The sequence below is a fragment of the Streptosporangium sp. NPDC006013 genome (assembly GCF_040614275.1).
In the GTDB taxonomy this organism is placed as follows: Bacteria; Actinomycetota; Actinomycetes; order Streptosporangiales; family Streptosporangiaceae; genus Streptosporangium.
The window spans coordinates 1-5,046 of the sequence record NZ_JBEXUE010000620.1 but is presented as its reverse complement, the minus strand read 5'-3'; the positions used below and the strand labels follow the sequence as shown (position 1 = coordinate 5,046).

Sequence of the window (5,046 nt, the reverse complement as noted above, 5' to 3'; positions counted from 1 at the left end):
CACCGGGGCCGCGGCCTGTGTTCCCGGCCATGCCGCGGAGGCTGTGCCCGGGTACGAAGATGATCGTAGATCGGGGTGCCCGGCGGAGTCCGATGGATGTCCTCATCGGCTGGCCGTGCTCAGAGGCGTGGTCCCGTGCCCGCCTCCGGGACGTCGGGTCACATCACCCAGCGGCTCTCGGCCTTCCTGCCCGCCCCGGTCACCACCGTGACACGCCCCGCCGGCGATCCAGGCGTGGATGTCGGCACTGCCTTCCGAGGGGAACCTGACAGCCGGCGGCGTGGGACCGTCGGGACTGCCGTACACCATCCTGCGCACGACGCAGTTCCACAACCTGGCTGGTACTCGTGCTGGGGAAGCCGGCGAGGTCCGGGATCCTGCTGGTCCCCGCGGGGACGGACTTCCAGCCGGTGGAGGTCACCGAGGTCGCCGAGCGGCTGGTGGAGCCGGCGCTGGGCGCGCCCGCAGGGCGGGTGCCCGACACGCCTCGGTCATGGCAACACCCCTCAGGGTCAGGTGTTGCGACCACCTTTAGAACCCAAGGCCGAGTCGGGGCCACTTCTCGCCCGTGAAATCAGTGGAGAACGGCACCCGTGACGAGCTGCTCAGTCGCCATGCCGAGGCGGTCGGATCCGTCACGATCGCGCACCCGACGCGGGTCGCCGTTGACGGACCGCCCGCGCGTCCAGGTCTGGACGTGCTGCTGCGTGGGCACGCCAGCAACCCGCTCGCGCCGCTAGAGGTCCAGCCGTGTCAGTCACGTCCCGCCAGAAAACGAAAAGGGTGCAAAGCAGACGCTGGGCGATGAGTCGAACTCGGCGCACCTACGACTCCCAGCAGGTCCCAGTATTCCAGCGCTGTCCGACGTGAGACGGCGGATCGGTGCGGGGAGCCGACGATGACAGGTCGGCTCCCCGCCTCGTCGGGTACGGCTGGGTCGGCACCGGTGGGCATGGCCGCCGCGTCCTCCCGCCGTAGTCTCGGCATCCTGGCAGGCGACCGCGACGCGCGAGGTCGTGCGAGGGCGGCGGCGGGGATCTCCGTTCCGTCTGGCACCCTGGTCAGGTGATCGAGGAGTTCGAGGCGGAGCGGCCGAAGATGTTCGGCCTGGCCTACCGGATGCTCGGTTCGGCGGCCGAGGCCGAGGACGTCGTCCAGGACGCCTACCTGCGCTGGAGCGGTGCCGAGCGTGAGCACATCGGCTCCCCCGGAGCCTGGCTGGCCAAGGTGGTCACCAACCTCTGTCTCAACCGGCTGACCGCCGCCCGTGCCACCCGCGAGCGCTATGTCGGCTTCTGGCTCCCCGAGCCCGCGCCGACCGGCGCGCTCGGCCCGATGGAGACCGCCGAGCAGCGCGACGCGGTGTCCATGGCCTTCATGCTCCTGCTGGAGCGGCTCACCCCGGCCGAGCGGGCCGTCTTCGTGTTGCGGGAGGCGTTCTCCTACGGCTACCGCGAGATCGCCGATGCGCTCGATCTGGCCGAGGCCAACTGCCGCCAGCTGTACGGCAGGGCCCGGCGCAGGGTCGGTGAGCGTCCGAGGTTCGACGCCCCGGGCGAGCAGCGGCGAAGGATCGTGGAACGGTTCCTGGCAGCCGCCAGGAGTGGCGACCTGGCGGGGCTGGAGCGGCTGCTCGCCGACGACGTGATCGCCTGGGCCGACGGTGGCGGCAGGGTGCGCGCCGCGCTGCGGCCGATCACCGGCAGGGAGAAGGTCGTCCGCTACCTCACCGGGATCGCCGGCAGGTTCGGGCAGGCGGCGGAGTTCACCCATGCCGATGTCAACGGTCAGGACGCGGTCCTCGTCCGGCATGGGGGAGAGGTCATCGCGATCTTCGTGATCGAGGTCTCCGCCGAGACCGTCGTCGGCCTGCGTGCCGTGTTCAATCCGGAAAAGCTGTCACATTTGCAGGGAGTCGCCGGTTCGTAGGGGTATGACAGAAAACATCCTGGTAACCGGTGGTACCGGGGTTCTCGGGCGCCATGTCGTGGACCGTTTCGCCAAGACCGGTCACCCCGTCCGAGTGCTGAGCCGCACCCGCGAGCCCTACCTCGGAGACCTGAGGACGGGAGCGGGACTCGGCCCCGCTCTCGAAGGGGTCAATACGATCGTGCACCTCGCCAGTGACCCGCGCGACTCCTCGGCGGACGTCGAGGCCGCCCGGCGGCTGATCGCCGCGACGCCCCCCGAGACCCACCTGGTCCATGTCTCCATCGTCGGCGTCGACCGGCACCCGTACACGTATTACCGGCGCAAGCACGAGGTCGAGAGGTTGATCGAGAACTCGGGGCTGCCGTACACCATCCTGCGCACGACGCAGTTCCACAACCTGGTGGTGCTCATGCTGGGGAAACTGGCGAAATCAAAGGTCCTGCCGGTCCCGGCCGGGACGGACTTCCAGCCGGTGGAGGTCACCGAGGTCGCGGAGCGGCTGGTGGCACTGGCGCTGGGCGCGCCCGCCGGGCGGGTGCCCGACATGGGCGGCCCGGAGATCGTGAGCGCGGCCGAGTTGGCGCGGACCTATCTGCGGGTCACCGGCGGGCGCGGGCTCGTCATACCGCTGCCCGTACCCGGCAGGATCGCCGCCGCCTTCCGGCGCGGCGTGCATCTCGCGCCCGACCACCCCGACGGGCGCGGGACCTTCGCGGACTTCGTCTCCGTGGCCGCCGGCCGGAGCGGGTACGAGGCGGGGACGGAGGGGCGATGAACGAGACGGTCTCCACCGCGCGCGTGCCGTTCCGGACCGCGACCTGGTCACGCGTCCTGCTCGCCGTCCTGGCCGTGACCGAGGCGGTCGTCGGTGGCTGGGCGCTGCTCGTGCCGCGCGGGTTCTACGACGACTTCCCGCTGCCGGGACATCCCTGGGTGGCGCTGCTGCCGCCCTACAACGAGCACCTCCTGCGGGACTTCGGCGGGCTCAACCTGGGGTTCGGCCTGATGCTCGCGGTGGCGGCGGTGACGCTCGACCGCCTGCTGATCCGTACGGTGCTTGCCGGATACCTGCTCTACTCGGTGCCGCACCTGACCTTCCACCTCGGTCACCTGGGGCACTTCGACATGGTGGACGCGGTGGGGCAGGTCGTCGTGCTCGCCTTCTGCGTGCTGATCCCCGCGATCCTGCTGTTCCTCACGCGGAAGGCACCGGGCGGCGAGTAGGCCCGAGGCCGCCGACGGCCGGGCCGTGCACGTGCGGACGGCCGGTGCCCGGGCACGGGAAGGGGCCGGAAACGGAGAAAGACCCGCCCGGGCGGGTCTTTCGCGATGGAGGTCAGGCGGCGGAGGTAGGGCCGCTCGTCTGTGGAAAGCGCAGAACGTTGCGGCCCGTGTAGGCGCTGAGATCGACCACCTTGGCGTCGCCGGTCACTCCACGGCGTGTCGCGGAACGAATATCCCTGATCTTGAGCCGTGCGACATATGGTGGCACGACCACAAGTCTCTTCATTGAGCCCCCCGGCGTGATGGTTCCGTTATATGAAATATCTACAGATCGCCGCATAAGACTGCCGTAAAGACCAGGTCAATAGGGGAGTGGGCGACCCGAGGGAGACCTCAGATCCAGGCCGGAGATGCGGGCGGGGCGGCGTGCGCCCCGCTGCCGGATGATCCTGGCGCGTCGAATGATCTTCCTCCCCTCCTCGGGCTCGCCGTGCTATGCGTCGCCTGACACCGGCGTGCCCGGGGCTGGCGGGCCCGGCACGCGCGAAAGTCCGTGCGAGCCAACCTAGCCCGCCCCCGCCCTCTGGATCAACCGGTTTGGCTACGAAGAGCCTCCGGGGGAATGCGTACGGTGACGGCGGCTCGGAGCTGGACGCTGATCGCCGGGATCGTCACGACCCGTGCCGCCGGAACCTCCGGCCGACCGCGGCGGCTCACTCCCGGCCGCCACGCACGACGTGTTTTTCGCGGCGTACGCGCGCCGAACGCGGCACGTCCGGTGCGGGCCCGGCTACTCTGACGACCAGTCGGCCCGTGACGTCTCCGATCTCCGAACGGTCCTCCCCGACCGGCCGGAAGCAGGCATCCTGGTCGGTGTTCCCGGCCTCGTCGAGGCCGCCCAGCGGGCCACGGGCCATGCCGGCCGCGAGAGTTTCGTCACCGTTCACTCAAGGAGGGCGAGACGTGTTCGGAATGTTCGGCACTCCGCGAACTTCGTCGTCCTCGGGGGCGTCCAACCTGCCGTTGAACGGAGTGTGAGTTGAGCACGACACTTATCGACGGTGATCCGCAGCGGTTGGGCGGTTACTGGCTGGCCGGGCGGTTGGGTGCGGGTGGTCAGGGTGTGGTCTATGAGGCGTACGATGCCGCGGGTAGGCGTGTGGCGGTGAAGGTGTTGCACGGTGACGCCGGGAGTGATCCGGAGTTGCGTGAGCGGTTCGGTCGTGAGGCCGCCGCGGCCCGCCGGGTGGCCTCGTTCTGTACGGCGGGGGTGCTGGACGCCGATCTGGACGGGCCCAGGCCGTACATCGTCAGCGAGTACGTCGAGGGCCCCAGCCTGCGCAGGGCCGTCGCCGAGGGGCGCCGCTTCACCGGAGGCGACCTGCACCGTCTCGCGACGGCGATCGCCACCGCGCTGACCGCCGTCCACGAGGCCGGGGTCATCCACCGCGACCTCAAACCCGACAACGTGCTGCTGGGCCCTGACGGCCCCCGTGTGATCGACTTCGGCGTCGCCCGCACGGAGGACATGTCACTGACCGCGACCGGCATGGTGGCGGGCACCCCGACCTACATGGCCCCCGAGATCTTCATGGGCCAGCGTGCGAGCACCGCCGTCGACATCTTCGCCTGGGGTGGGATCATGGTCTTCGCCGCGACGGGTGCCGACCCGTTCCGGGCGGAGAGCCTGGGCGGGATCATGCACCGCGTGCTGTCGGTACAGCCCCAGCTGGACATGCTCCCCGAGCACCTGCGGCCGTTCGTCGCCGCCTCACTCGCCAAGGACCCCGCCGCGTAAGGGCCTCGCGGAGTTTTGTGGCGTTCTTCGTGCTCAGGTCGATCTCGTAGGCGGTCCCGTCCAGGCCGAACGAGACGGTCTCGTCCGCCCGC

5 protein-coding genes and 1 pseudogene are annotated in these 5,046 nt (G+C 70.1%); 4 read left to right on the top strand and 2 right to left on the bottom strand.

Annotation, left to right across the window (positions count from 1 at the left end; translation table 11 throughout):
* Nucleotides 1-1,065 precede the first annotated feature (1,065 nt).
* From ABZ260_RS46290 to ABZ260_RS46280, 3 genes are read left to right on the top strand one after another with little or no spacing between them, the layout of a single operon-like run.
* Complete coding sequence (locus ABZ260_RS46290) at nucleotides 1,066-1,929, top strand: RNA polymerase sigma-70 factor (RefSeq protein ID WP_355631013.1); 864 nt, start codon at nucleotides 1,066-1,068, stop codon at nucleotides 1,927-1,929.
* A 4-nt stretch (nucleotides 1,930-1,933) separates the two neighbouring features.
* Nucleotides 1,934-2,707, top strand: coding sequence for an SDR family oxidoreductase (locus ABZ260_RS46285; RefSeq protein ID WP_355631010.1), 774 nt, complete (start codon nucleotides 1,934-1,936; stop codon nucleotides 2,705-2,707).
* Entirely contained in the window at nucleotides 2,704-3,156 is a 453-nt protein-coding gene (locus tag ABZ260_RS46280) for a hypothetical protein (RefSeq protein WP_355631007.1), read from the top strand. The genes ABZ260_RS46285 and ABZ260_RS46280 overlap by 4 nt, the downstream gene beginning before the upstream one ends.
* Nucleotides 3,157-3,869: 713 nt before the next feature.
* On the opposite strand, the gene ABZ260_RS46275 is transcribed toward ABZ260_RS46280, so the two are convergent.
* Nucleotides 3,870-4,103: a hypothetical protein gene (locus tag ABZ260_RS46275; protein ID WP_355631004.1), complete on the bottom strand. Its 234-nt coding sequence runs from the start codon at nucleotides 4,101-4,103 to the stop codon at nucleotides 3,870-3,872.
* Nucleotides 4,104-4,195: 92 nt separating this feature from the next.
* On the opposite strand from ABZ260_RS46275, the gene ABZ260_RS46270 reads away from it, so the two are divergent.
* On the top strand, nucleotides 4,196-4,954 hold the full coding sequence (locus ABZ260_RS46270; protein WP_355631001.1) for a serine/threonine-protein kinase: 759 nt from the start codon (nucleotides 4,196-4,198) through the stop codon (nucleotides 4,952-4,954).
* 7 nt (nucleotides 4,955-4,961) lie between these two features.
* Here ABZ260_RS46270 and ABZ260_RS46265 read toward each other — a convergent pair.
* Nucleotides 4,962-5,046 (bottom strand): annotated as a pseudogene (locus ABZ260_RS46265) (histone-like nucleoid-structuring protein Lsr2); the annotation flags it as partial.

Coding starts and splice junctions, on each gene's coding strand:
- ABZ260_RS46285 (WP_355631010.1), top strand. CDS start 1,934: ATGACAGAAAACATCCTGGTAACCGGTGGTACCGGGGTTCTCGGGCGC.
- ABZ260_RS46280 (WP_355631007.1), top strand. CDS start 2,704: ATGAACGAGACGGTCTCCACCGCGCGCGTGCCGTTCCGGACCGCGACC.